Below are 26,939 nucleotides of genomic sequence, written 5' to 3'. Positions count from 1 at the left end.
CCCCCCGGCCACCTGTTATTATAACTTTTAACCATTCAAATATTTATTAACTAAAACTATTAAATTATGAGAAATTTCAAACTGTATTTAAGCTTTGTGGCTGTTTTCGCAATGCTTTTTACTTCATGTTCCAAAGACGAAGCAGGAGTGAATCCTGATTCAGACAAAGCGACCCTATCCTTTGGCGCTATCGTTAGCGACCTGGTGAATAACAGAGCTGCAACCAAACAGGCTGTGGCAGATCTTCCTACCTGTACAGATGATACTCCTTCATATGTAGAGATCGTTCTTTCCTTGGGAGGAAATGATGTAGTGGGAAGTGAAGGTAGTCCATATCGTGTTGATCTAGTTGCAGGTGAAATATTTACTGTAGAGGACGAAGCACTTGAATTGGAGCCCGGAGATTATTCTCTAGATCACTTCTCAGTTCATAATTCAGATGGAGACGTAATTTGGTTATCACCAAGAAGTGGAAGTCCTTTGGCAGCTTATGTGGATAATGCTTTACCAATTGCTATTGATCTTAGAGCCGGCGTTAAAAAATATGTTGACGTTCCTGTTCTTTGTTTCGATGATCGTGATGTAAATGAGTATGGTTACCTGTTCTTTGAACTTGACACCAATATTGCTCTTACATATTGCTTCTTCGCTAACTACTGTGATGATGATGGAAGACACTATCCTGCCCGTTACAGCGTAAGCATCTGGAGTGGAACTTCATCTGCCGGTGTACCATTATATGAAGGAGTCATTAACGAGACCGGAGTTTATAACAATGGTGACAGCTATGCTACCCCGCTATGTTTTGCATTACCAGATAATGACAACATGGATGAGGACTACCTGTACTACGAAGTTACTTTACTGGACTGGGATGTAGCTGAAGGTGGATATGGAGATATTGACCCTGTAATGATAAGCGGTACACTTTCTAAAGCTGATATTGTTGCTAACTTCAATGGTGAAGATGATGTTGAATATAACCACTTAAGATTCTGTGGTGACGGTGACCCGGTTGATCCAGGAAATGGAAACGGTGGAACAGATCCAGACCCTTCCGATTGTTTACCAGCGCCTGGTGATGATTGTGATCGAATCAACTTCAGCGATTCTATAGATATCGCCGGTTTACCAGTAGATGTTGATGTTCCGTTTGCAGACATTACATTAAATGGAAATTCAATTGGTACTGTTTATTTCGACCTGGCCTCAGAAGGAGCTGATTCTATGGTTGTTTTTATGGACCTGGATGAAGGTTATACAATGAGTGATGTCGAGGTGTCTCTACCAGATTTTGTAGATACTGAAATATGTGTATCTAATATCAATGAAAACGATGTAGAGGTTACATATGTTGTAGAGGCTGAAGGTGGAATTACCTGGCCTGTAAATGTTGACTTTGCAGCTAATGTATGTCAATAAGAGAAGATTAACTTGAGCGGTTGGTCAACCGGGGGGATGACCAACTTGCTGAGTTAGTTTTATTAATCACCGAATAGTTATTTCATAATAATTAGTAGGTGTTAATAGAAGAGGCTGTCCGGTTTGCCGGGCAGCTTTTTTGCGTTTCATCGAAAAAAGTTAAAAAAAACTTAAATCTTTTGTTTTTTTTTATATGTTTGTTCTGCTTAAGCAAATGAATAATTAAATCAATTCTTCCCCCCAACCGATTTAATTGTTCAGTGTTCTTTCAATTCTATTGTGAAAAATGAATTTTTAATGACTGGAAATTGTCTTTCAGCACAAAATTCGAATCAGATAGTAGGGAGTCCACCCATAATTTTGTCAAATTTTTTTTCAACCAGATTGTTAATTTTTTTTGGAATGAACTTTGAATTACCCCAAGTCGTTTAACGTTTATTTAACCTAGGAACAGGTGAAAAACAAAATATCTGTTCCCTTTTAATTGTAACCCCAACTTATGAGAAGAAGCAAATTATTGTATTTACTACCGGCACTCGCTTTTCTATCCTGTAGTGAAGATTCAATCAACGACCCCCAACCAAAAGAAGAGCTAGTAGGTACAGAGGAAGTACTTACGAATGTAGAAGCCGCTTATCCCCAAGAAATAGGGAAGGTTTCCCAGGTTTATTATGCAGGAATGGAAGTTTCTGTAGAAGAAATAGACGGAGAATACATTTATCAGGGAGATATTATGTTACCAGCAGAGGCCTTAACATCCAGTCCTGTTAAAGTGATATATGAAAAAGGCGAAACTCCTAATCAAAAAAGTACCGGAAGAACATCCGGTAAATGGCCAAATAACACTGTTTACTATGCTATAGACGGGAACTTGTCAAGCAAAAACCGTGTAACCGACGCTATTAAGCACTGGGAAGCCAATACAAACCTTAAATTCGTTCAAAGAACCTCGCAGTCCAATTACATTTATTTTACATCTGGGTCGGGCTGTTCATCATATGTAGGTATGATTGGAGGTAAACAGAACATCACCTTGTCTTCCAGCTGTTCAACAGGTAACACCATCCATGAAATAGGACATGCTATTGGCCTGTGGCACGAGCAAAGCCGTGTGGACAGGGACAAGCACATAAAGATCAATTATGAGAATATTCAGAGTGGAAGAGAGCACAACTTCAAAACCTATGCTGATATGGGGGCTGATGGTGCAGAGTTTACCTCAAATCTTGATTTTGGTTCTATAATGATGTATGGTCCTTATTCTTTCTCTAAAAACGGTTCCCCAACAATCGTAAAGGCGAATGGAAGTACTTACTCTGTTCAAAGAACATCACTATCTGCAGGGGATAAGGAAGGTGTAAATAGTATGTATCCTTCGGGAAGTACAGAACCTACGTATATCAATGGAGAATATTATACCATTGCGGGGGTAACAGTACTGCGATACTATAACAATTGGTATTACCTTGGTGGAAGATTTGGTATGAAGAAGGTTGTATTAATAAATGGAACTTGGTATTACGCCTAAGTTTTAAAAATAGATTTAAAACAAAAAATCCCGACCAATTGGTCGGGGTTTTTTGTTTAATGTAGTTTTAATGTGGTGTGGCTGCCACAGGCAATTGTGGTAAAATTCCACACCTTTTTAAGATACCACAAAATAAGTTTCTCCTATCAAAACTTTAACATGTTAAAGTTGAAGTTTTTTCGAATTCAACATACAACCGGTGTATTCTAATTTCCTTCAACCAAGGGGATTTCCTATCAATTAGGTGCGGGAGAAAATTCATTTTACAGTCTGAAATTCTTATAGCTTTTTAACTCTCTCCTCTGTGAATTCCCGTAAGTCTTTAAAGAATATTTTAAATTCCTCGTCAAACTCACTATAGTAAAGATCCAGCTCTTTTACTGCCAGATCCATTCTTGACCGGTTTTTAGTCCGGCGGTTCATTTGAGAAAGAATCCTTCCAATTCCCTCCACCGTTGCATAATCCAAAAGCCAGTTGTCCCGTATCATATATGGAAGAAAATGTTGAACTGCCTTAGGAAGTATTTCCAGGTTATCCTGAAGTAGCTCATAAAAATCATTCACGTACTCATCCAAAGGGATCTGTGAATATGAGGTCCAGTTGGAGGCCAGGAAATGATCATAGAGAATATCTACTATGACTGTGCTATAATGGCTGTAAATTGGAAACAAACGTTGTGAACTTTGACGGAATACCGGGTGCGCATCAGTAAAGGTATCTATAGCCCTGTGAAGTACAATTCCCTTCTGCACTCTTTCTGGATATTTTATAAATGCTTTTCCTTTGACAGAATCGGCTATAAAATTTCCAATCTTAAGATGGTCATCATTTCCTGAAAGATAGATATGGGCTAGAAAGTTCATTCCTCCAAGGTACTAAATTAGGAGCCTCCCTTTTTAAATAGTTTAAACTTTTGGGGTATAAGGTGCAGCCTTGTATCTTTGCCGGGCTTCCTGCCTGTATCTTCAGGTGAGGATTTATGAATTTTTAAAAAGATATTATGAGCCTTATAAAATCAATTTCTGGAATAAGAGGAACCATTGGAGGGAAACCTTCAGAAAATCTAACTCCGCTGGATGCGGTTAAATTTGCAGCTGCATACGGCACCTGGTTAAGGAATGAATATTCTAAAGATGAACTAACGGTGGTAATTGGGCGGGATGCCCGAATTTCGGGTTCTATGATCCAGCAGCTGGTGATGAACACCCTTGTAGGAATGGGCATCAATATCGTAGATGTGGGATTGTCTACCACTCCCACCGTGGAAGTCGCGGTTACTATGGAAGGTGCAGATGGTGGAATAATACTTACTGCAAGTCATAATCCCAAACAGTGGAATGCCCTTAAACTTTTGAACCACAAAGGAGAATTCCTGAACGGGGAGGAGGGAGCTAAGATCCTCGAAATAGCCGGGTCAGAGAATTTTGTTTTTGCTGAAGTTGATGATCTGGGTAAAATAGAATCAAAAGACGATTATATATATCGTCATATTGATGAGGTGCTAAAATTAAAATTGGTAGATGCCGACCTTGTAAAGAAAGCCAATTTTAAAGTAGTGGTGGATGCTGTTAATTCTACCGGCGGTATTGCAATCCCGGCTTTGTTGAAAGCCATGGGAGTAGAAGTGGTAGAGCTATACTGCGAGCCTAATGGTAATTTCCCTCACAACCCTGAACCTTTGAAGGAGCACCTGGGAGATATTTCAAAGCTGGTAGTGGAGGAAAAGGCACATTTGGGGTAGTGGTTGACCCCGATGTTGACCGTTTGGCTATAATTGATGAAAAGGGACAAATGTTTGGCGAGGAATACACTCTTGTAGCCTGTGCCGATTTTGTCCTTGGAATAACCCCGGGGGCCACGGTAAGTAATCTTTCGTCTTCAAGGGCACTTAGAGATTTAACCAAGAGTCACGGGCAAAATTATCAGGCGAGTGCTGTTGGGGAAGTGAATGTAGTACAACTTATGAAGGATACCAATGCTGTTATAGGAGGAGAAGGAAACGGCGGGATTATTTATCCTGACTCGCATTATGGAAGAGATAGCCTGGTAGGGGTGGCTTTATTCCTAACCCACCTTGCAGAAAAGAAGATCTCTGTGTCAGCATTAAAAGAGGAGTATCCCGTTTATTATATGAGTAAGAATAAGATCGAATTAACACCAGATATCAATGTTGATGAGATCCTTCAGAAAGTACAGGAGAATCATTCCACTGAAGAAATTTCAACCGTAGACGGAGTTAAGATAGATTTTCCTGAAAACTGGGTGCATCTTAGAAAATCCAATACAGAACCTATTATAAGAATTTATACTGAAGCGAAATCTCAACAGGAAGCAGATGAGCTTGCTGAAAAAATGATAAAGGAAATCAGAACTATCGTTTCCTAACTTCTGTCAAATACCACAGCTTTATTTGGGATGGGAGTATTCTTATGCTTCCATCTCTTATGAGTCCATAAATAAAACTGTGGTGCTTTTCTTATTTGCTTCTCAAGTTCATTTAAGTAGGTTGAGGTAATTTTAAATTGTGGCTCCTCTTGTGGTTTTGCAGTTATTGTTACAAAGGTGGCTCTGTAATGGCCGCGCTTAGGTTTTTCCACGTGTAGATAAACCACCGGCATATCCAGGTCTTTTGCAAGTTTTTCAGACCCCAGGAAAACCGGTACGGTGTGACCCATAAATTGTGTCCAATATCTGGCTCTTTCGATCTTTGGAGATTGATCTGCTATCATAGCATAGACCCCTTTCACCTTTTGCTTCTGGTATCTGGTGATGGTCCTGGTGGCTTCTACGGTTGGAATAAGTTCGCCATCGAACCTCCCCCGTATATCCTTTGCCATCTGGTCAAAATGAGGATTTTTTATCCTCTTATAAACTCCAAACCCTCGATAATCATATCCATATAACTGTAAGGCGTTTACCCATTCATAACTTGCATAATGCCCGCACATTAAAAGAATACCTCTCCCGGTTGCCATATGTTTTTCTATTTCTGGCAAATTGGTGAAAGTGTATCTTTTTTTCAGTTCCTCATTTGAAATGGAAATACTCTTGATCATCTCCAGGAACATATCACACATATGACTGTAGAAATGTTTTCTAATTTGGTTGATCTCTTCTGAAGGTTTTTCCGGGAAAACAAGTTTTAGGTTCTGAGTGACCGTTTTCCTCCTGTAGCCTATAATATGATACGTTAAAAAGAATACAAGATCTGAAACCAGGTAAAAAAGACGGAAAGGGAGTTTGGAAATAAGCCACAAAACAGGGTAGACCAACCAGTAAACTAAACGCTGCATGGGGAAAATGTTTAGGCAAATATATGGTATATTTGGCACTAAAGTTAAGCATCTATGGGAGATTTGAGTTTGGTTACCATTATAATTATCGCTTTAAATGTGATCGTTTCCTTCAAGGGATTTAATGATCCGGTTTTTTTTAATAAATACAAATTCAATACAGGAGATATACGGAGAGGGGCAAAGTATCAAATATTGACATCGGGATTTTTACACGTGGATACCACCCATCTTTTCGTGAACATGTTGACCTTATATTTCTTTGCCAACGTGGTTTTATTTGATTTGGGAGCGATTGGTTTTGTGGTTGTTTATTTGGCAAGTTTAATTCTTGGAAACCTATTGAGCTATTTCTTTCATAAAGATGAAACCTCTTATAACGCCGTTGGAGCCAGTGGAGCCGTGATGGGAATTCTTTATTCAGCCATTTTATTACGTCCCGATATGATGCTGGGCCTCTTTTTTATTATTCCAATTCCTGCTTATGTCTTTGGAATAGGGTATTTACTCTATACCATATATGGTATGAAACGGCGTGCAGATAATATTGGTCATGACGCACATTTTGGTGGCGCTGTGGGGGATATATTCTTACCCTGGCCCTGGCACCCTGGATCATACAGCATCACCTTCTAATGGTAATCCTGCTTGCAATTCCCATAGTTATTCTTTTTGTACTTCAAAAGCTGGGAAAAATCTAACTCTGGTACTCTTCTTGTTACTGCTGCTCCTGTACACCTCTTCTCGTAAGGGGACAGGGTATTTCAATCAATAATTTAAGACACATCAATATGAAGAAGCTTATCATTTTAGCCGTGTTAATGAGTGCCGTCTCTACACAGGCCCAGGAACCGCAAAGTTTTATCCAGCAACCGGTCGTGACCGTTAAAGGAGAAGGTACAGTAAAAGTAGTTCCAGACCAGGTATTAATAAGATCCAGGATAGAGCATGAGGGTAATGATGCAGGGGAAGTAAAGAAGCAAAATGATGCCGCGGTCGCAAAAATTCTCAAGTATTTAAAATCCCGGGGAATTGAGGAAAAGAACTTCAGGACAGAATATATGAACCTGAATAAGAATTATAACTATAATGACAAAACCTATAGCTATGTAGCCAACCAGGCAATTAGCATTAAGCTGGAAGATCTCAAGAATTATGAGGAAGTAATGAGCGGCTTACTGGAGGCGGGCCTTAACAGGATCGATGGCATTGAATTTCAGTCTTCTAAAAAAGAGGAACATGAATCTGCAGCCCGGAAAAAAGCCGTGGAGAATGCGAAGCTGAAAGCAGGGGAATATGCCGCTGCGTTGGGACAAACTATAGGGAACGCTTTGAATATAAGTGAGGTGGAGACAAATAATTACCAACCCGTTTACAGGATGGAAATGATGAAGTCCAGTGCAGATGCCGGGGGAGAGAAGACCATTGCTCCGGGTGAAATGGAAGTAACGGCCAGAGTGACGGTGAGTTTTAAACTTAATTAGAGCTAACAGATTTAAATTAAAGAAGCCACGGAAAATAATGAGGGCACTGAAAAAGTCCTCTAAATAATTACATTTTAGGATAAATAAAAAGGAGCGAAATCATAATGGTTTCGCTCCTTTTTTGTATTTTCATGACTGATTTCTAATGTCTCCCATATGTTGTTACCGCAGCAAAAAATGCAATTAAGTGCATATTCTGATTTATATGCTTTAATTATACCCAAAGATAATCTTCTTAGAAAAATCAACGAATTAATAGATTTTACTTTCATCTACGATGAACTAGTGAACAACTATTGTTTAAATAATGGGCGTAACGCAGAAAGTCCTATCCGGATGTTCAAGTATTTACTATTAAAAACGATCTATACCATTTCAGATGTTGATGTAGTTGAACGTTCCAGATATGATATGTCCTTCAAATATTTCCTTGAAATGGCACCCGAGGATGCAGTCATAAACTCCAGTTCATTGACTAAGTTTCGTAAGCTGCGTTTAAAAGATACCGATTTATTGAATCTGCTTATAAATAAAACTGTCTCAATATCCATTGAAAAGGGAATCATTACATCTAAATCCCTTATTGTTGATGCCACACATTCTCTATCCAGATCAAATCCATATTCAGCACTTGAGGTCCTGAGAGAGCGTTCAAAGCTGCTTCGCAAAGTGGTTTACGCTGTAGATGAAAATATGAAAGAACGCTTCCCGGAAAAGAACGCTTCGGGTGAGTTGGAAAAGGAACTTGCTTATTGCAAGGAACTGGAGAAGTGTATTGAATCAGACCAAACATTAAGTTTAATTCCTGCAGTCAAAGAGAAGTTGAACCTGTTAAAGGAGACTGTGGAAGATACCCAGGAAAACTACATTCTTTCTAAGGATACAGATGCCAAAACCGGCCATAAATCAGCTGACAGTAAATTCTTTGGTTACAAGACCCATCTGGCCATGACAGAGGAACGCATTATTACGGCTGCAGTTGTCACCTCGGGTGAAAAAGGTGATGGTCCTGAGTTGCCAATGCTTGTAAAAATAAGCCAGAACAATGGAATTCAGGTGGATACAGTAATTGGTGATAGCGCATATTCAGGTAAGGAAAACCTTAAGCTCAAGGATAAAGATGATCAGAATATTAAAATCGTAGCAAAGCTGAACCCTGCAATCGCACAAGGCTCTAGAAAGAATGAGGATAAATTTGATTATAACAAGGATGCTGATATGTTTGTGTGTCCGGCAGGACACCTGGCCATCAGAAAAGCACGACAAGGGAAAAAGGAACGAGGCAAGAACCAGGTAGATACTTATTATTTTGATGTAGAGAAATGCAAGACCTGTCCATTACGAGATGGCTGTTATAAACCGGGAGCTAAAACTAAAACTTATTCGGTCTCTATAAAGTCAAGCTTACACCAGGAACAGATAGTGTTTCAGGAGTCTGAATATTATAAAGAAAAATCTAAACACCGCTATAAGATCGAGGCTAAAAATAGCGAACTAAAAAATGTTCACGGTTATGATCGTGCTATAGCATATGGCATTAATAGCATGCAAATGCAGGGGGCTTTGGCAATATTCACCGTAAACCTTAAGAGAATCCTTAAATTAACCATATAAGTTTCAGATTCGAAATAAAATGAGCTTTAAGAGCTCAGATTAATCATCCTAAGGGATTGGTCATCAATAAAAAAACCGCCACCGGAAATCCTAAATAAAAAAGCGATCGAGTCAAAAATAGATTTTTGCTTGATCGCTTCAATAAGTTCATCTCAAAAGAGATAGTTTTTCAGTGCCCTCAAAATAATCCCGTGGCTTTTTTAATACTTTTTATTTTTGGAAATATAAACCTTTTATTCTCCAAGTAGTTCCTTTACTTTCTTTTCCAATGCCGGCCCGCGTACATTCTTGGCTACTATCACCCCGTTCTCATCCAGAATGAATGCTGCAGGAATAGCTCTTATCCCGTATAACTGTGCAATGGGTTCTTCCCAGAATTGGAGGTTGGAGATTTGGGTCCAGGTTAGATTATCATCTTCGATTGCCTGCAGCCACCTGTCGCGTTGATCTGCCCTATCCAGAGAGACGCCAATTACATTAAACCCTTTATCGTGGTACTTCTCATAAACCTCTACAATATTAGGATTTTCCACCCTGCATGGCCTGCACCATGCTGCCCAGAAATCTATTAAAGTCACTTTACCCATTGCATCTTGAAGGGAAATTTCCTCCCCGTCTGGATTAGGGCCGGAGAAAGTAGGGGCTTTACTGCCTATATCCACTGCAGAGACCTTATCCAGGTTCGTTTTTAAGGCTTGCGCCATAGGAGTTTGCTTCACGTTATCTGAGAGCATTTCGAAATATTGCTTTACCTCTGCTGTCGAAGCTCCGATACTGCGCATATCGGTCACAATAAGGGCAGAGACATAAGCATCTGGATTTTCTTCGATCATTCTTTTCTTTATTTCCAGATCTTCCTCCTTGACCTTCTCCTCCCGTTGGCGATATTCCTCCATCATTTCAGGCCCTATGTTTCCTGCTCCCATTTCCTGTTGCATCTCTGTTCTTAATTCCATGACCCGGCTATTAAGATCTTTAAGATGGTTCAAATAAGAAAGAAAAGCCTCATTCTCCCGGCCGCCATCAATTTCAGAATCACGGAGGTCATCTTTTTTAATATTGAATTTGATGGGTTCATTTTCAGCTATATAAAGAACGTTGCCATTCAGGCCTTCAATACTAAGAAAATGAAGTGCAGGTTGGTCCACATCTTCCAGGTCCAGTGAAAAGCTTTCATTTTGGATACTTACAGAGTCTATCCTGGTAGGTTGATTGTTGGGTTCGAGCCTTGAGATATAGATCATATTATTATCCTCAACTCCTTCAATTGTTCCTGAAATTGAATAACCATCGTGCTCTTCCTGGCAACCAAAAAAGGAAGCTATCATAAGAACCACCAATATCTTTTTCATATATAAATAATTTACGTTTGTTAAGTTTCGTATTAAATTAGCCCTGGCTCAGATTCCATCAAAATGTACTTCTGGGGTGCTGAATACGTAATTTAATTTCAGCTGCAAAAATAAGCAACTGGGATTGATTGGAAGGGAAGTTTGTAAAAAATTGTTAATTTAAGCCCATTGAATATGGAGATCCTAAATCTATTTTAATTTTATACTATATTCCCCGAATATGAAAAACCAGTTAGAGGAATTTCCACTTGACATAAAGATAAGTTTCCATAAGATCATTGAGCAGTATCGCAAGCAGGTAGAAAAGGAGCCGGGAAGTATTGCCAGGAATTACATGGAAGAATTGCTGGAATACATAGGTTCCTTTCCTGAATTATCTGAAGGTATTGAAGATGCTGAAGATCTAAAACGGCTTAAGGATCCCATACGCATACTTCTTGATGACCTTTTCCCCGGAATTCTTACAGATAATGAGATCAAGGCGGCCTCCCTGCCGTTTCATAATATCATTTTTAACCCCTCCAACAGGCTTAAGAATCTCCTTAATGCCGCAGGAGAGGATTATGTCCTGGAGATGAGAGAGCTAAGTGATGATATGAAATATATTTATGGATGTATCCTGGTACTTAATCATCATTATAATTATGGGATCGATTTTTCCAGGCCATTATATTATGACATCCCAGATAAGAATGGAATTGTAAAGCATTACAGGTTGGCCCTGAATGCAGATTTCCTGGAGATCTTCCCGGGGAAAGGTGCCAAAGAAATTACAGATAAGGATGTAGACCAGTTGATCCAGAATATTGATGACGTTAGCCTATGGAAGGAAAAGTTTCCACCCAGGAGCTGGATCTTCAAAGGATTTACAATCTTAAATCTTACAGATGTTACCGTAGATGATGCCATATCCCGGCTTAAAACCACCTTGCTGCAACAGGAACCGGCAGAGCAGGGGGATCTTGATAAATTTCAGGAAGTCTTCAGGTCAATTTATAAGATATCAGATCTCAAGGTGGGATTTACTATTTACAATAAAAGGGAAATGATCTTTGAGAGAATGAACGGGAGGGAGGCTCAAAGTTTTATTCTTCACAACCAAATGGTAAGCGATTGTAAAACCGGTATTTGCGAAAACTCCTTCCGCAGCCTTATAGAAGATCAATCCTATTTTACAATTGCCAATGTAGATAGCTATGCCAGGAAAACAGGCAATAACCTCCTGGCTCAAAATTTAAAGGAAAGCAATATAAAAAGCTGTATTCTGGCACCTATTGCCAGCGGCCAGGAATTATTAGGGGTTCTTGAGTTGGTATCCTTCAGAAAAAATGAGCTTAACAGCATAAATGCCATTAAGCTGGATGATATACTCCCGTATATTGTAACAGCCGTACAAAGGAACAGAAGTGAATTTGAGAACAGGATCAAAGCGGTAATCCAAAGCGAATGTACCTCAATACATCCCAGTGTTCTGTGGATATTCGAAAAAGAAGCAAAGCGTTTTATTAAGGATATGGATGAGGATGGCCTCGCTTCATTTAAGGATATTGCTTTTAAAGATGTTTATCCTTTATATGGTCAAATTGATATAGTAGCATCATCTGAAGCGCGGAATACTGCCATTCAAAAAGATTTGATCCATCAACTCGAAATGGTTGAGAATATTATAGAAAAAGCCAATGAGATCGAAGGTCTTCCCATTTATGACCAGGTAAGGTTTAGAATAAGGGAATTCATGGAAGAGCTGAAGGATAGCCTTAATGCTTCAAGTGAGCAAAAGATCTTCAATCTCCTGCAAAAGGAAGTGAATCCTATCATGGATCATATAAAGGACCAGTCGGCCGACCTGGAGAAACTGGTTTTGGAATACCAAAAAGAACTGAATCCTGAGACCGGCGTGGTTTATATTCGCAGGAAGCACTATGATGAAACGGTACAACGAATTAATCGCACCATGGCCCGCTTCATTGACCGGCAACAGGTTGCTGCACAAAGCATTTATCCTCATTATTTCGAAAGGTATAAGACAGATGGGGTGGACCATAATATGTACATTGGGGCTTCCCTTACCTTTAACAGGCCCTTTAATATGGTCTACCTGTATAACCTGAGGCTGTGGCAATTGAGGACGATGTGTGAAATGGAAAACAGATTCTATCAAATACAGCAGTCCACTCCAATTAGCCTTGATGCTGCATCACTTATATTGGTGTTTAATACCACATTGTCCATAAGGTACAGGATGGATGAGAAGAAGTTTGATGTGGATGGTACTTACAACGCCCGGTATGAGATCATTAAAAAAAGGATCGATAAGGCTTTTATCAAGAATACCGAAGAAAGGATCACTCAAAAAGGAAAGATCGTGGTTGTTTACTCTCAAAGCAGTGATGAAAGGGAGTATTTGAGATATGTCAAATATCTTCAAACCAAAAACTACCTGGGAGATGAGATTGAGCTCCTGGAGCTGGAGGATGTGCAGGGGGTTATTGGCCTTAAAGCCATACGGGTAAATATACTCTATACACCCAATGAGCAGGAACCGGACAGGACTATTACTTACGAGGGCCTTATGGAATACCTAGATGAGGTAAAAGGCGACCACAAAACTTATGACTGAGACAATTATTCCTATCATAAATACCGTATAAGTAAGCCTTAAAAGGAAATATTTTCTTTGTAACACCTTTCCCAGAAGGTGAAGGTCCAGCATCATGGATTCATATACGTAATCCTTGTCTTTGATGATCTCTTTCATTCCCCATTTGAACTGCTCAAAAGGCATTTTATGAAAATTCCCAAAGAACAAAAGATTCACTTCCCGTTTTTTTACCTGGTCTTCTGTAAATTCCCCTGAGGTTACATTGGGCCGCGTAGACATAATGGATAGGATAATAGACGCCACACTAAAGAGTATCAAAATAAGGGAAGGTATCAATAGATGTTTATTGGACACAGCATCCAGCTTGGGAACGAGGTTCGCCAGGGCCAGGGAAATAATAATAGCATTAACAGAAAGTAAAATGTTTGCCTTTGTATCTGCAATATCACTAAGCTTTATGTGATTCCTTAGAGTAACTCTAAAGAGGGTTTGAATACTTCGTTCAGGGTTATTATTCTTGAATTCAGCTTTTAATTTTGCTTTGGTTTCCTCTTTTTTAAGTTTCTGTTTTTGTTTGTTTTGCTTCTCAAGAAGATCTGAAAGATTTTTGTCCTTTAAGGGTTTCCATTCTTTGGAAGCATATTCTGTATAATAATTATGTTTTTCAGTAAATAGTCTAATGTTCTCGTTTAGCCATTCGAGAGGCGAAAAATTCTTTATGTTTAAAAGCTGCAATTCCTGTCGCAGGAATTCACTTGTTTCAGGGAAATATTCCTTGGCAAGATGTGAACTATCTGCATCCCGAATTATCTTCCCTAATTGTGTTTTTGGAGGAGAGTCAAATTTGGTCGCCATGATACAATCGTTCACCATTTGTATAGTGTCCTTATCTACATTATTATCCTCTAAAAAGGCTGTCGCTATCTTCACACTTTCTTCCTCATGGCCTTTGAATTTTTTGGTGTATCCCGTGTCGTGAAGCCACGCTGCCAAGAGAAGTGCCTCTTCCTCTTTAACATTTAATTGAGAGTTCTCAATTAATTCTTTAGTACTTTTAACCACCCGCTGCGTGTGGTTATAGTTGTGATATATATAAGAATTAGGCAGTTTTTCCTTGAATAATTGAAGTACGAAATCATCTGCCTTTTTGATAAGATCTGTCATTAAATATCTATTAAATATCACGCCAAATTACGAAAAAAAATAGCTACTGAATTTGCATGAAAAAAAATAACAAATTTCTAACGTTCCTGCTCCTCATTATACTTACCGGATGTTCTACCTCAAATCCGAAATACAGGGAAGGAGAGCCAAAACAGAATTTTGGATATCCCACAAATAAAGAAATCGAAAAATCCTTTTACCTCCTTGGTGACGGTGGTTATGCCCAGCCGGGTGGAACTTCAGAAGGATTAATTGCCCTCAAGAGTTACATGGACTCTGTACAGGTAAAGGATAATTATACCATGTTCCTTGGAGATAATATTTATCCGGACGGGATGCCACACGAAGAGGCGCGGGACAGGGAGCAGGCAGAGTACAGGCTGGATGCCCAGCTGGATGCAATAGAAAAGTATGACGGTAATGTTATCTTTATTCCGGGGAATCATGACTGGTACAATAAAGGTATCCCGGGCCTTGAAAGACAGGAGGAATATCTGGAAGAAAAGCTGGGTGATCAGCTTATATGGTCGCCAAAAACAGGTTGCGGGCTCGAGATCATTGATATAAGCGATGATATCCAAATGATCGTTATAGATTCCCAATGGTACCTTACAAATTGGGACAACCACCCTTTGATCAATAAAGGATGTGCAGAAATAAAGACCAGGGAGGCCATGCTTGAGGAGGTGGAAACCGAATTGAAGAAAAGCCAGAATAAGACCATCATTATCGCACTGCACCACCCACTTTATACCAATGGGGTTCATGGGGGACAGTATAATTTTAATCAGCATCTGTATCCTACACAAAAAAAGATCCCGGTACCAATTCTTGGCTCCCTGGTTTCTTTAATCAGGACAACTGGTGGGGTTTCAATCCAGGATGCACAAAATCAGCGTTACAAAACCATGGTAAACCGTCTGGCCACCCTTGGAAAGGATTCAGAGCGGTTGATATTCGTGGCGGGACACGAGCATTCCCTGCAGTACATTATTAATAATAATATCAAACAAATAGTCTCGGGTTCAGGATCCAAGGCTACTTATGCCACATTGAGTAATGACGGACTTTTCTCCTATCCCGGGCAGGGATTTGCGGTTCTGGATGTTTTTAAGGACGGCTCTTCCTGGGTGAGTTTCTACGGAAATGAAAACAACAAACCGAAATTGCTTTATCAAAAAGAGGTTCATGAAGCTCCTGAAGATTTTGATACTTCCATTTTACCCGATGAATTTCCTGAAACTATCACCACTTCTATATACCCTATTGAGGAAACAGATAAAGGTGAGGTTTTTAGAACAGTTTGGGGTGAAAGATACAGGGATCTTTTTGGGAGACCCGTAGAATTTAAAGTTGCCGATCTCGATACACTTTATGGCGGACTGGAACCCATGAGAATGGGAGGGGGGCATCAAACCGTTTCTTTAAGAGTGAAGGACAGCCTGGACAGGGAATATAACTTTAGAAGGGTTCGCAAAAGTGCTGTGCAATATATACAGGCAGTGGCCTTTAAAGACAAGCCGGTAGAGGAGCAATTTGAAAACACCCTGGCAGAGGACCTTATGAAAGATCTTTATACAGCTTCCCATCCCTATGCTTTTATGGCAGTTCCAACTTTGGCAGAAGCAGTTAAGGTGAGATATACCAATCCCGAACTTTATTATTTACCTAAACAAAAGAAACTTGAAAAGTATAATGTCGTACACGGGGATGATGTATATATGATAGAGGAGAGGCCCGAGGAAAATTGGCTTGGAAGAGAAAGTTTTGGGAAACCTAACCATGATATCGTAAGTACTTCCGGGATGTTTGATAGGTTAAGGCGTGATGAAAAATATAAACTCGATGAAGCAGGTTATGTGCGGGCCAGGATTTTTGATATGCTAATTGGCGATTGGGACAGGCATCAGGATCAATGGAGATGGGCAGAGATCGAGGATGAAGAAGGCAACAGGATCTTTGAACCTATACCGCGTGACAGGGACCAGGTATTCTCAAATTTTGACGGGGCGCTGTTTGGGACTTTAAGAGCACTGGCAGGATTCTCCAAGCAATTTGGTGTTTATGGCGAGGATATAGATGATGTGAAATGGTTTAATATAGCAGCTATAGGCCTGGACAGGGAACTTACACAAAATGTAGGTAAGGAAACCTGGATGGAACAGGCAAAATTTATCCAGGAGAATATAACAGATGAGGTTATTGATGAAGCATTTTCAAAATTGCCGCCGGAAACTCAGGGGGAAACCACAGCTTCCATTATAAGTGATCTTAAAGGCAGAAGAAATAACATCATCGATATCACCCAAAGATACTACGATCATATGGCAACCCTTGCTATAGTGACGGGTACAGATAAGGATGATCATATTGATATCCTGCGAATGGAAAATGGGGAAACCCGTATCACTATATACAGGATCAAGGACGGGGAGAAGGCAGATATCGTGAGTGATAAGATCTACAAAAAAGAGGAAACAAAAGAAATTTGGGTTTATGGCCTTGATGATGATGACATTTTTGAAATAAAGGGTAACCCCGGTGGGGATCTAATTTTTGTTAGGGTTATAGGAGGCCACAATAATGATGTTTATAGGGTGGCAGAGGATAGCGGAAGAAAGATCAAGATCTATGATCATAAAACACGGCCAAATACAGTTGAATCTATAGGGAAAGCAAAGCTCAGGTTTAGGGACAATTATGAACAAAACACCTTTGATAAGGATAAAAAGGTGTTTAACTCCGGCTCACTTACCCCGGGATTTGGTTATAATCCCGACGATGGTTTCAAAATAGGAATTCAAAGCTCTTTTATTACCAATGGATTTAAACGTAATCCATTTACCACTAAACACACCTTTGGTGGAGGGTATTATTTCGCGACCAATGGGTTTGATCTTTTTTATAACGGGGAGTTCGCGCTCATTTTAGGAAATTTCAACCTCGCGGTTGGTGCTTACTATACCAGTCCCAATTTTGCCAATAACTTCTTTGGGTTTGGAAATGAAACGCCCAATTTTGATGAGGAGCTATCTTTTGATTATAACAGGACGAGGATAAGTAAAGTAGGTGCTGAAGCAGGATTCGTTCGCCAGTCGCCCTTCGGTAGTTTCTTTAGCTATATGGCAACATTTGAAGGTATAAAGGTAGATGAAACCGAAGGCCGCTTTATTAAAGAAGAATTTGATCCTGAAGATCCCGAATTTTTTGAGAGAAAATATTTTGCAGGCCTGGAGGGGATATACAGGTATGAAAGCTATGATAATAATCTCAATCCTACCCGGGGGATGAAATTTGAATTGGTCCTTGGAGGTAAAATGAATGTTGAGGACACAGATCGTAATTTTGGATATTTTAAACCTTACTGGGAATTTTATAATGCCCTGAGCCGTGACCGGAAACTGGTGCTTAATTCCAGGGCACAGGCGCATCTCAATATGGGCGATGATTATGAATTCTACCAGGCGGCAGTCCTTGGCGGGCGTACAGGTTTAAGGGGCTACAGGTTACAAAGATTTACGGGTAAAAGTGCTTTCGCAGCAGGAGGTGATCTAAGGTATAGCTTTGACCAGTTCAAGACTTCATTTTTACCGTTTCAAATCGGAATTTTTGGCGGATATGACATAGGAAGGGTGTGGGCAAGAAATGAGGACAGCAACCGCTGGCACGACAGCTACGGCGGCGGATTCTGGGTAAACAGTGCCGAAGCCATAAGCGGAACTTTCAGCCTCTTCAAAAGCGATGAAGGCTACCGCTTTGCTTTTGGCTTTGGGCTGAGTTTCTAGAAATAATTAATTTATTATAAAAAAGCTCTTTATTCTGAAAAGAATAGGGAGCTTTTTTTTGTGCTGAAGGATTTAGCCACGAATGCACGAATGTTTTTCTTGGGGCTGTACTGAAGGAATGCGGAAAAAAATCCAAGTACCAAATCATTGTTGTCCGGGTAAAGAGTCTAGATCGCTCTGCTTCTAGAATCTAGAGCCTAGACTAAAATCGTAATGACTGAAAAAGAGCCACTTAAACTCTACTGCAATTCTTGAATATCTTCTAAACTTTTTTAGATTCAAAACCACCCCCATGTTGAGGTTGATATGACCTCAGACTATACATAGCAAGGCTAAACGGAAATTCAGATTATTTTAATCGGACAACAATGGCACCAAATTCCAAATTATAAACAAGCTCAAAAAAGAAAAACTCGAAACACCAGACGGAGAACAGTAAGCAGAAAACCTTCACCTTGATGTCATTCTAAGACTCGAGATAAAAAAGATTTATCTAGCGTGAGGTGATGACGTATGAATATCATCAATGCATATAATATTCTTCTTTGCAGAATTTCTCCCGGCCTACGAAAGCTTATCGTAAAATTTGAAATGAGAGGGGCGTTAAGAATTTTAGGCTGTTTGAGCGAAACGACTTATTCTCGCAAGATTTTATATTCCCGCGAGTTCCTAAAATTTAGCCACCGAATGATAAATTTAGATAAGCTTTCGTAAGCCTAGACTTTTTTGTTTCTTTTTTGGGCGATGCAAAAAAGAAAAGGCGGTCCTATGAAATGGGAATAAACTACCCTGAATAATATTAGAAATACAGAATACGTCAATGGTAACTTGTTTCAGGATCTAATGGGCTTGGGTAATGCTCATCTCTCGAACCGGTGATTCGTCCCTCGAACCACGACTCAAGACTTCCATCTATTCTCTTTTCACTCGTCCTGATTCTTGTTTCTTTTTTAGCCACGAATGCACTAATGTTATTTTAGGTTTTTTCTTTCACCCCAAATTTTCAATTTCTCTGATAAAAATCGATCTCCTAATTTTTTTAACCACAGAGGAACACGGAGTCCAACACGGAGTTAAAGGAGTTCCTCTCTAAAAATTCCAAGCACCAAATTCCAAATTCCAAAAATTTACAACGAACTGGCTCAAATGGTAAAAAGAAAATATTCGTGCTTAGTGGCTAAAAAATCAAAATCCAAACCGCAAATTCTCAAAATTTAGGTCCTTGATTAGTAAATAATTGAAGAATCAATGAATCAGATAAATGTTGTAATTTTAGTAAGTTCAACTCCGTGAAACTCCTTTTTCAACTCATTTTAAACTCCGTGGTTAGACAAAAAATTAGTCTCGAAAAAAGAGAATCAGGCTCGTATTTATAATACCAACCAACAAACCCCATATTTTAAGAGGAAAACCCACTAAAGACTAAAGACTAACGACTAACGACTTATTTCCAACACCAAACACCAATCGCCGTAGGCTCTAACGACTAAAGACTAAAGACTAACGACTTTTTTCCAACACCCAGCACCAAACACCAAACACCAAACAACAAACCCCAAATAAGTTTACTCCTCAGCCTCCGGTTTATTAATAGACAACTTATTAGTAAAATCGATAGTTCGTATTGGGAATGGGATGTTGATATCATTTTGATCAAAGGCTTTCTTAAGCGCAATGATAGCCTTATTTTTCGCTACCAGGATATCTTTGCGTTTGGTAACATCTGCCCAAAACCGGACTACGAAATTAATAGAACTATCTGCAAACTCATTATACATGAATTCAACCTCTTCATTCCCTCTTTGTGGAAAAAGTTCCTCCATAGTTTTAATGGTAAGGCTTTGTACAAATTCCAGATCTGAATTATAGGCTACACCGCAATCTAGCATAACTCTGGAGCGCACGGTTCGGGAGTAATTTTTGAAAGGTTCGTCGATGATCTTTCCGTTAGGGATCACCACATAATTATTATCTGCTTCCTGTATGACGATACTTCTAAGGTTAATTTCGCGAACTATCCCCGCATATCCGTTAGTCTCAATCCAGTCCCCAATTTGAAGCTCCGGAAGAAAACTTAAGATGACTCCTGAAAAAGTATTGTTTAAGGTTCCCTGTAATGCAAGACCAATGGCAAGACCTACCACCCCGGCCCCTGCCAGGATTGAGGTAAGTACGGTGCTAAGGTTGAGTAGCCCAAGAGCAACAACAAATCCTATAATAATTATAATTACCTTCAGAACTTTGACGGTGATCTCTCTTATGGAATCCTGTCTAACCCGCAGCCTAAGAAGCCTGTCAAAGATCTTTCCAGCGTATTTGGCAATTACTGTAAATATAAAGAAAACCAGAACAGCCAGGAGAAAATTAGGCAGGCCAAGGATCATTGAATCCAGCCATGCTGCCAATTTATCCCAAATGCCGTTTATAGATTCATTAAAATTGAAGTCTTTCAAAAATTTTCTGTTAGTTTAAGTTTAGCTCTTTGCAGGTTTGTGGTTTTCGCTGGTCTTCATTTTCCACGCGTCAAGCATCCAGCTGGTTTTTTCAAGTTCTCTAATGTAAGCACCAATAAGATCAATGGTACCTTCATCTCCACCTTTTTCGGCAACTTCCACCACTTTTCTCATTTGGTTGAGAATTGTTCCGTGGTCCTCCAGGAGAGTTTTGATCATTTTGGAATCTGTAAGGTCACTTGAGGATTCCTTTAGATTAGAAGCTTTTAAATAATCTGTAAGGTTGCTGGTTGGCTGGAACCTAAGTGTTAGGATCCTTTCCGCGATCTCATCAACTTTTATTTTAGCATCGTCGTACAACTCTTCAAACTTTTCGTGAAGGTCAAAGAAATTTTTTCCTATTACGTTCCAGTGAAAGTTTCGAAGTTTTTGATAATATAAATGGTAGTCGGCCAGTAGTATATTTAATTCCTTTACTGTGTTGCCGGTTTTTTTTTCGTCAAGTCCTAAATAACTCATATAGTTTTTATTTATAGATTTTTAAATTTCAATACAAAAATAATATAGTTGGCTGCTAATACCAACTTCTGCTGCTGTTTTAGTACAATTTTAACGGCTTGATTTAATCTGTAGGTCTTCGGCTTTTGAGGTCCAGCTTGTCCATCATTTCTTTAGAAACCTGTCCGCTGGAAATTCCGTATCCATCAACCAGCACCCCTTTTTTATTATTTTCTGTAGTAATTGCATAAAGTATGGCATTATCATCGGGGTTTGAAGCCCCTTCAAATCTTAATACCTTATCTACTTTAAATTCGTGTATTTGATAAGTTTCTTTTTCGCTTTTGATCTCGATCTTGTCATCCAGAAGGTTGAAGTCATATTCATAACCCTCCTCCAGTTTCAGCTTATTTATGGCCTGCGATAATGTTCCGTAATCTTTCATTTCTCGTGTTTATTGTTCAATTGATTAAGGTACTTTCAAAAGCACTGATTTCCAAGATCTGCAGCGGGTTTAGTATAAGTTTAACGCGGGTTTACTCCTCCTCATTCCGGTTGGATCTTCCAAAGAAACCAAAGGGGATTGCGAGGAAGATAAACAGGTACCACCCGGTCACAATTCCAATGATTGTGATGGCTGCAGCGACTATGTAGAACCAGTAGGGTTTTAGGAAGTTCATAGGATTCAGATTACAATTTTTTAAAGGGTTTGAGATACTTTAGGTATGGCTGTAGTTTCTCATACCTGGATTTTATCCGGTGAAGATCTTTTAAGCTGTTTTCATATTTAAGAGTAGTTCCATATCCAGGTCTCTGGATTGCCTCTTCTTTATTCTTATCAAAAATATTCTTCATAAAGGCTACAAGTTTTTCCTTCTGAAGTTGGGGAGGAATGGTGTTTCCTCTATATGCCGGCTCCTGAAGGATCTTTCTGTAAAGCTCCTCGTTTTGGTCCACCTCTTTCACCCTTTCCACGACCTCCTCAAAATTTTTGAAATCATGACAATTGATTAAAGAGTCGGGATTGAAATCTTTTGTCACTTCAGGATTACCCCAATAAATAGGGATAGTGCCGGTAATATAAGCGTGTAGTAATTTTTCTGTTGTATAACCGGGGGAGGAGGTGTTTTCAAAAGCGATTGTAAACTTGCAACGAGACTGGAAATCCAGTTTGGTGTACATCCAGTCTTCAGCAAACCGTTCCCCCACTTCCATAGAGATGTTGTTTAAATGCCTTCCGGGGGAGGAAACTGCTTTATACTGATTGAGTAAGTGGAAAAATCTGTCCCGGGCAGGATCGGCCTGGGAATTGGCATAAATAAAATTACAGAAGTAGTCTTTTTTAGCTGAAGCTGCTGTTTTCTTCCCGTCAGTTTTCAGCAACTGTAAAAATTGGTCTTCTAGAAAGGCAAAATTCGGATATCTGAAATATCTTTCCCCAAAATCCATGTGATCAAAACCAATCGCGTAATCGCACAGGTTGAAATCGGGTCTCAGGTTTTCGCCTGTGTAGTAGATGCGCACACAATCATAGTTGAGGTAATCATTTCCGTAGCAGGAATAGATCAAAAAATCCGGATCATCAGGAGATAGAACCAGATTGTACATGGAGGATAGCAGGCTGGAGAAATAATTTTCTTCAGGATCAAAGCTATCGTAAAAATCAGAAAACCAAAGTTTTATTGTCTTCATTTATTAATGAGATTTTTTAATGGCCTTTTCAGATCCTTCAGAAAAATAAAAGGAACAGGAGCCTGTCTCTTAAAATATTCCAAGCGAACCCGCCTGTACAATTCAAATTTGATACTTTTGTTCCGAAGTATAAAGACAAAGTAAAAAATATTTTAAGAAGTGCAGGTTATCCAGAGATATCCTCCTCGATAGATCAAACATTATAAAATGAGTAGAAAAGTTTTAATTACAGGTGGGGCTGGTTTTATTGGTTCCCATGTGGTGCGGTTATTTGTAAATAAATATCCGGAGTACGAGATATTTAATCTTGATTCCCTCACCTATGCCGGGAATTTGGAGAATCTCAGGGATATTGAGGAGGCTGCAAACTATAGCTTTCTTAAAGCCGATATCAATGATGCTGCCGGAATGAACTCTCTGTTCGAAAAACACCATTTTGACAGTGTGATCCACCTGGCTGCCGAATCTCATGTGGACAGGTCCATTAAAGATGCGCTGGCTTTTGTGCGCACCAATATCATAGGAACTGTAAATCTTCTTAATGCTGCCCTGGCTATCTGGAAAGAAGATTACAGCAATAAAATGTTCTATCACATAAGTACAGATGAAGTATATGGAACCCTTGGAGAAACAGGTTTGTTTACAGAGGCCACTGCCTATGATCCAAACTCACCTTATTCTGCTTCCAAAGCGGGATCAGATCATTTTGTGAGGGCTTATGGCGAAACTTACGGACTTCCTTATATAATTTCCAATTGCTCCAATAATTATGGTCCTAATCAGTTTCCGGAGAAACTCATTCCCTTATTCATAAATAACATCATTGAAGAGAAACCCCTGCCGGTTTACGGGGACGGGAAATATACCCGGGATTGGCTTTACGTTATTGATCACGCAACGGCGATAGATCTGGCCATTCATAAAGGAAAAAATAAAGAGACCTATAATATTGGAGGCTTCAATGAATGGCAGAATATTGATCTGGTTGAAACCCTTTGCAAATTGATGGATCAAAAGCTGGAGCGGGAAGAAGGAAGTTCAGCAAAACTCATCACCTTCATTCAGGACCGTCCCGGCCATGATAAAAGATATGCTATTGATGCTTCAAAGATCAATAAGGAGTTAGGCTGGGAACCCTCTGTAACTTTTGAAGAAGGGCTGGAGAAGACCATAGACTGGTATCTAAATAATGGAACCTGGTTGAAGAATGTTACCAGTGGAGCGTACCGGGAATATTATGAGGAGCAGTATCAAAAATAGATCACGCGGATTTTAGCGGATTGGCACGGATAATCAAGATTCCACGGATTTTAGCGGATTACACGGATTACATAGAAAGAAACTCTGCGGATTAAGAGAAGTTCATGAAGACTCTTAGAAAGCGATAGTGCTAAAAGAGTGAAAAAGACTTGATGGTGGCCTCGACCTTGATTATTAATTAAATAATTAGCTAACTTTACAAGCGAACAATAACTATGGAATTTCTTAAAATCCGTAAAATTTCCTTATTCATTAGACTTTTCAATAAATGTCCTTAAGAAGAAGAGCTAAAAAAGGATTTGTATGGACCTTTGCCCAGCAGTTTGGAAATCAGGTGATAGGTTTTACGATTTCCCTAATTCTCGCCAGGATCTTGTTACCCGAGGAATTTGGATTGATTGGAATGATCGCGATTTTTGTTGCTATTGGAAATACGCTTTTAAACGCAGGCCTTACCCAATCTTTAATTAGAAGTGAAGAACTGGAGGAGGCAGATTATTCTACTGTTTTTTATTTTAATTTAGTTTCAGCTACTGCAGTTTATATTCTTGTTTATGTGCTCGCGCCTCTTATTGCCTCCTTTTATGAGCAGCCAATTCTTACAGATATTGTAAGGTTATATTGCCTTTCCTTTATTTTTTCGGCCTTTGCCGCGGTACAGTTGGCAAGACTTACGAAAAGGATGGATTTTAAAACCCAAACGCTGGTTGCCTTGCCTGCCACTATCACAGGTGGTGCTGTGGGTATAATTATGGCTTATTCCGGTTATGGAGTGTGGAGTCTGGTGTGGAGCAGCCTTATCACTTCTTTTCTTAGCTCGGTTCAATTGTGGTTTTATTCTAAATGGAAACCCGGTTTTATTTTCAGCAGAGAGAAATTTAAAGTGCATTTTAATTTTGGGTATAAGCTAACCCTGTCCGGATTACTCAATAGGATCTTTGATAACATTTTTATAATCGTGATAGGAAAATATTTTTCAGCAGCACAAGTAGGTTTTTATACAAGGGCAGAAACTACCAAACAGCTGCCGCTTTCCAATATTTTTAATTCTCTTGACAGGATCACTTATCCCATGTTTGCTGAGATACAGAATGATGATGTAAGACTTAAGAGAGTTTATAAGCAGCTATTACAAATGGTCCTGTTTGTTGTAGCCCCGCTGCTAATTTTTTTAGCTGTACTTGGAGAGCCTGCATTCCGGTTCCTGTTTACAGAAAAATGGTTGCCTGCAGTACCTTATTTTCAGATCCTTTGTGTTACCGGCATCCTCTATCCCCTTCACGCATATAACTTAAGTATCCTTAATGTCAAAGGCAGGAGTGATCTTTTCTTAAAGCTTGAGGTCCTGAAAAAAGTGGTAATTGTTTTGACAATATTAGTAACCATCCCATTCGGTATTCTTGCCCTTTTATACGGCCAGGTTTTTATTTCCCTGGTGTCATTTTTTATCAATTCTCATTATACCTCCAGGTTTATAAAATATCCTGCATGGCATCAATTAAAAGATGTTCTTCCTGTAATACTTCTGGCACTGGCTGCAGGAGCTGTAATATATGCTGTGGATAGAATTGGAATAAATGATCAACCTGATATACTTAGGATAATTATTGGAGGGTTAAGTGGAATAATCGTTTATTTGGGAATAGCTTATCTTTTGAAACTCCGAAGTCTTTTTGAACTGTCTAATTTAATATTTAAAAAATGATCCCCGTTACCAGGACTTTTTTGCCTCCTATTGAAGAATATCATAAATATCTCTATCGTATTTGGAGCAGTAATCAAATTGCAAATGGGGGAGAGTTGTGGAAAGAGTTGAAGGAGAGGATCCAGGAATATCTAAGATCGAACGATCTTATTTTAACCGCTAACGGAACCCTGCCACTCCAAATTGCATTAAAAAATTTGGCAGCCAACGGGGAAGTGATTACCACTCCTTTTAGTTATGTGGCATCCACTGCTGCCATTGTATGGGAAAATTGCATTCCTGTTTTTGTTGATATACATCCTGAATATCTTACTATTGATGAAACTAAAATAGAAGCTGCAATTACAAAGCGAACAACAGCAATTTTAGCCACTCACGTCTTTGGTAATTCGTGTAATGTGGAAGCCATTGAAACTATCGCTCAAAAATATGGGTTAAAGGTGATCTATGATGCAGCGCATTGTTTTGGAGTGAATTATAATGGGCAGTCGATTTTTACTTGGGGAGATGTAAGTACCTGTAGTTTTCACGCTACAAAAATCTTCCATACGGGTGAAGGAGGAGCTATGTTCTGTAGAGATGCGAAATTATATCAAAAATTATTTCAAAGTCATAATTTTGGCCATGAAGGTCCGCTGAATTTTCAGGGGGTGGGGATTAATGCAAAAATGAATGAATTACAGGCAGGAATGGGACTGGCTGTTTTGCCTTATGTAGAGGAGAATATAAAGAAACGGAAGAAAGTCATTGAGCAGTATGAGGGACAATTGAATTTCTCAAAGCTGAAAAGATTACGATTAAGAGAAGGAACAGAATGGAATTATAGTTATTATCCGGTAATTTTTGAAAATGAAGAAACCCTTATAAAGGTGCAGCAGACTCTAAATAAGAAGGAAATTTTTCCAAGGAGGTACTTTTACCCTTCTTTAAATACTCTGAAATACGTGAGCTATGAAGAAATGCCGGTATCAGAACGTATTGCGGAAACCATAATGTGTTTGCCATTGGCTCATAATATGGATAGAACAGAAACTGATTTAATAATTGAAGAAGTAAATAGGATATTGAACTAACAGATTTTAGATC

Annotated in this window: 18 protein-coding genes and 2 pseudogenes; 11 read left to right on the top strand and 9 right to left on the bottom strand. The window is 39.2% G+C overall.

Features of this window, described 5'->3' with window-relative positions:
* Window positions 1–66: 66 nt before the first annotated feature.
* Window positions 67–1,422: a hypothetical protein gene (locus FHG64_RS04180; protein WP_139065241.1), complete on the top strand. Its 1,356-nt coding sequence runs from the start codon at window positions 67–69 to the stop codon at window positions 1,420–1,422.
* A gap of 499 nt (window positions 1,423–1,921) precedes the next feature.
* Window positions 1,922–2,950, top strand: coding sequence for a M12 family metallopeptidase (locus tag FHG64_RS04175; protein ID WP_139065240.1), 1,029 nt, complete (start codon window positions 1,922–1,924; stop codon window positions 2,948–2,950).
* A 279-nt stretch (window positions 2,951–3,229) separates the two neighbouring features.
* On the opposite strand, the gene FHG64_RS04170 is transcribed toward FHG64_RS04175, so the two are convergent.
* On the bottom strand, window positions 3,230–3,814 hold the full coding sequence (locus FHG64_RS04170; RefSeq protein WP_139065239.1) for an acyl carrier protein phosphodiesterase: 585 nt from the start codon (window positions 3,812–3,814) through the stop codon (window positions 3,230–3,232).
* A gap of 137 nt (window positions 3,815–3,951) precedes the next feature.
* Between FHG64_RS04170 and glmM the strand changes: the two are divergent.
* Window positions 3,952–5,336 (top strand): annotated as a pseudogene (glmM, locus tag FHG64_RS04165) (phosphoglucosamine mutase).
* On the opposite strand, the gene FHG64_RS04160 reads toward glmM, so the two are convergent.
* Window positions 5,333–6,244, bottom strand: a complete 912-nt coding sequence (locus FHG64_RS04160; protein ID WP_139065238.1) for a lysophospholipid acyltransferase family protein — start codon at window positions 6,242–6,244, stop codon at window positions 5,333–5,335. The pseudogene glmM and the gene FHG64_RS04160 sit on opposite strands and share 4 nt — an antisense overlap.
* Before the next feature lie 54 nt (window positions 6,245–6,298).
* Here FHG64_RS04160 and FHG64_RS04155 point away from each other — a divergent pair.
* The 3 genes and pseudogenes from FHG64_RS04155 (at window position 6,299) to FHG64_RS04145 (ending at window position 9,342) form a co-directional block, all read left to right on the top strand.
* Window positions 6,299–6,945, top strand: a pseudogene (locus FHG64_RS04155) (rhomboid family intramembrane serine protease).
* A 90-nt stretch (window positions 6,946–7,035) separates the two neighbouring features.
* Window positions 7,036–7,728: an SIMPL domain-containing protein gene (locus FHG64_RS04150; RefSeq protein WP_139065237.1), complete on the top strand. Its 693-nt coding sequence runs from the start codon at window positions 7,036–7,038 to the stop codon at window positions 7,726–7,728.
* A gap of 156 nt (window positions 7,729–7,884) precedes the next feature.
* Window positions 7,885–9,342 (top strand): IS1182 family transposase, encoded by a 1,458-nt coding sequence (locus FHG64_RS04145; RefSeq protein WP_139065236.1) that lies wholly within the window; start codon window positions 7,885–7,887, stop codon window positions 9,340–9,342.
* A gap of 233 nt (window positions 9,343–9,575) precedes the next feature.
* On the opposite strand, the gene FHG64_RS04140 is transcribed toward FHG64_RS04145, so the two are convergent.
* Complete coding sequence (locus tag FHG64_RS04140; RefSeq protein WP_139065235.1) at window positions 9,576–10,694, bottom strand: TlpA disulfide reductase family protein; 1,119 nt, start codon at window positions 10,692–10,694, stop codon at window positions 9,576–9,578.
* Window positions 10,695–10,914: 220 nt separating this feature from the next.
* Here FHG64_RS04140 and FHG64_RS04135 point away from each other — a divergent pair, with 220 nt between their 5' ends.
* Window positions 10,915–13,314: a GAF domain-containing protein gene (locus FHG64_RS04135; RefSeq protein WP_139065234.1), complete on the top strand. Its 2,400-nt coding sequence runs from the start codon at window positions 10,915–10,917 to the stop codon at window positions 13,312–13,314.
* Here FHG64_RS04135 and FHG64_RS04130 read toward each other — a convergent pair.
* A complete protein-coding gene (locus FHG64_RS04130) occupies window positions 13,276–14,460 on the bottom strand; it encodes a Pycsar system effector family protein (protein ID WP_139065233.1) in 1,185 nt (394 codons plus the stop codon). The two genes, FHG64_RS04135 and FHG64_RS04130, sit on opposite strands and share 39 nt — an antisense overlap.
* A 56-nt stretch (window positions 14,461–14,516) precedes the next feature.
* On the opposite strand from FHG64_RS04130, the gene FHG64_RS04125 reads away from it, so the two are divergent.
* Complete coding sequence (locus tag FHG64_RS04125) at window positions 14,517–18,245, top strand: metallophosphoesterase (RefSeq protein WP_139065232.1); 3,729 nt, start codon at window positions 14,517–14,519, stop codon at window positions 18,243–18,245.
* 1,565 nt (window positions 18,246–19,810) lie between these two features.
* Here FHG64_RS04125 and FHG64_RS04120 read toward each other — a convergent pair.
* The 5 genes from FHG64_RS04120 to FHG64_RS04105 all read right to left on the bottom strand — a co-directional run bounded on the left by FHG64_RS04120 (window position 19,811) and on the right by FHG64_RS04105 (window position 22,888).
* Window positions 19,811–20,698: a mechanosensitive ion channel family protein gene (locus FHG64_RS04120; protein WP_246054282.1), complete on the bottom strand. Its 888-nt coding sequence runs from the start codon at window positions 20,696–20,698 to the stop codon at window positions 19,811–19,813.
* Between the two features lie 21 nt (window positions 20,699–20,719).
* Window positions 20,720–21,217, bottom strand: a complete 498-nt coding sequence (locus FHG64_RS04115) for a Dps family protein (RefSeq protein ID WP_139065231.1) — start codon at window positions 21,215–21,217, stop codon at window positions 20,720–20,722.
* A gap of 103 nt (window positions 21,218–21,320) precedes the next feature.
* A complete protein-coding gene (locus FHG64_RS04110) occupies window positions 21,321–21,641 on the bottom strand; it encodes a phosphoribosylpyrophosphate synthetase (RefSeq protein ID WP_139065230.1) in 321 nt (106 codons plus the stop codon).
* A 91-nt stretch (window positions 21,642–21,732) separates the two neighbouring features.
* Window positions 21,733–21,876, bottom strand: a complete 144-nt coding sequence (locus tag FHG64_RS19125) for a hypothetical protein (RefSeq protein WP_168191315.1) — start codon at window positions 21,874–21,876, stop codon at window positions 21,733–21,735.
* 10 nt (window positions 21,877–21,886) lie between these two features.
* Window positions 21,887–22,888, bottom strand: a complete 1,002-nt coding sequence (locus FHG64_RS04105; protein WP_139065229.1) for a glycosyltransferase family 10 domain-containing protein — start codon at window positions 22,886–22,888, stop codon at window positions 21,887–21,889.
* Between the two features lie 207 nt (window positions 22,889–23,095).
* Here FHG64_RS04105 and rfbB point away from each other — a divergent pair, with 207 nt between their 5' ends.
* The 3 genes from rfbB to FHG64_RS04090 all read left to right on the top strand — a co-directional run bounded on the left by rfbB (window position 23,096) and on the right by FHG64_RS04090 (window position 26,926).
* Window positions 23,096–24,148, top strand: a complete 1,053-nt coding sequence (gene rfbB / locus FHG64_RS04100) for a dTDP-glucose 4,6-dehydratase (RefSeq protein WP_139065228.1) — start codon at window positions 23,096–23,098, stop codon at window positions 24,146–24,148.
* Window positions 24,149–24,416: 268 nt separating this feature from the next.
* Complete coding sequence (locus tag FHG64_RS04095; RefSeq protein ID WP_139065227.1) at window positions 24,417–25,853, top strand: lipopolysaccharide biosynthesis protein; 1,437 nt, start codon at window positions 24,417–24,419, stop codon at window positions 25,851–25,853.
* Window positions 25,850–26,926 carry a DegT/DnrJ/EryC1/StrS family aminotransferase gene (locus FHG64_RS04090; RefSeq protein ID WP_139065226.1) on the top strand — a complete coding sequence of 359 codons (1,077 nt, stop codon included), beginning with the start codon at window positions 25,850–25,852 and terminating at the stop codon, window positions 26,924–26,926. The genes FHG64_RS04095 and FHG64_RS04090 overlap by 4 nt, the downstream gene beginning before the upstream one ends.
* The last annotated feature ends 13 nt before the right edge of the window (window positions 26,927–26,939 follow it).

Origin of the sequence: Antarcticibacterium flavum, from assembly GCF_006159205.1 — a bacterium.
In the GTDB taxonomy this organism is placed as follows: domain Bacteria; phylum Bacteroidota; class Bacteroidia; order Flavobacteriales; family Flavobacteriaceae; genus Gillisia; species Gillisia flava.
The sequence above is the reverse complement of the archived record's forward strand: the minus strand, read 5'-3'. Positions and strand labels throughout refer to the sequence as shown.

What these genes read in the sequence shown, in the direction of transcription:
- FHG64_RS04115 (WP_139065231.1), bottom strand. Translation starts at nt 21,217, where the DNA reads ATGAGTTATTTAGGACTTGACGAAAAAAAAACCGGCAACACAGTAAAG.
- FHG64_RS19125 (WP_168191315.1), bottom strand. Translation starts at nt 21,876, where the DNA reads ATGAACTTCCTAAAACCCTACTGGTTCTACATAGTCGCTGCAGCCATC.
- FHG64_RS04090 (WP_139065226.1), top strand. Translation starts at nt 25,850, where the DNA reads ATGATCCCCGTTACCAGGACTTTTTTGCCTCCTATTGAAGAATATCAT.
- rfbB (WP_139065228.1), top strand. Translation starts at nt 23,096, where the DNA reads ATGAGTAGAAAAGTTTTAATTACAGGTGGGGCTGGTTTTATTGGTTCC.
- FHG64_RS04160 (WP_139065238.1), bottom strand. Translation starts at nt 6,244, where the DNA reads ATGCAGCGTTTAGTTTACTGGTTGGTCTACCCTGTTTTGTGGCTTATT.
- FHG64_RS04130 (WP_139065233.1), bottom strand. Translation starts at nt 14,460, where the DNA reads ATGACAGATCTTATCAAAAAGGCAGATGATTTCGTACTTCAATTATTC.
- FHG64_RS04170 (WP_139065239.1), bottom strand. Translation starts at nt 3,814, where the DNA reads ATGAACTTTCTAGCCCATATCTATCTTTCAGGAAATGATGACCATCTT.
- FHG64_RS04175 (WP_139065240.1), top strand. Translation starts at nt 1,922, where the DNA reads ATGAGAAGAAGCAAATTATTGTATTTACTACCGGCACTCGCTTTTCTA.
- FHG64_RS04135 (WP_139065234.1), top strand. Translation starts at nt 10,915, where the DNA reads ATGAAAAACCAGTTAGAGGAATTTCCACTTGACATAAAGATAAGTTTC.
- FHG64_RS04125 (WP_139065232.1), top strand. Translation starts at nt 14,517, where the DNA reads ATGAAAAAAAATAACAAATTTCTAACGTTCCTGCTCCTCATTATACTT.
- FHG64_RS04105 (WP_139065229.1), bottom strand. Translation starts at nt 22,888, where the DNA reads ATGAAGACAATAAAACTTTGGTTTTCTGATTTTTACGATAGCTTTGAT.
- FHG64_RS04150 (WP_139065237.1), top strand. Translation starts at nt 7,036, where the DNA reads ATGAAGAAGCTTATCATTTTAGCCGTGTTAATGAGTGCCGTCTCTACA.
- FHG64_RS04110 (WP_139065230.1), bottom strand. Translation starts at nt 21,641, where the DNA reads ATGAAAGATTACGGAACATTATCGCAGGCCATAAATAAGCTGAAACTG.
- FHG64_RS04145 (WP_139065236.1), top strand. Translation starts at nt 7,885, where the DNA reads ATGTTGTTACCGCAGCAAAAAATGCAATTAAGTGCATATTCTGATTTA.
- FHG64_RS04140 (WP_139065235.1), bottom strand. Translation starts at nt 10,694, where the DNA reads ATGAAAAAGATATTGGTGGTTCTTATGATAGCTTCCTTTTTTGGTTGC.
- FHG64_RS04095 (WP_139065227.1), top strand. Translation starts at nt 24,417, where the DNA reads ATGTCCTTAAGAAGAAGAGCTAAAAAAGGATTTGTATGGACCTTTGCC.
- FHG64_RS04180 (WP_139065241.1), top strand. Translation starts at nt 67, where the DNA reads ATGAGAAATTTCAAACTGTATTTAAGCTTTGTGGCTGTTTTCGCAATG.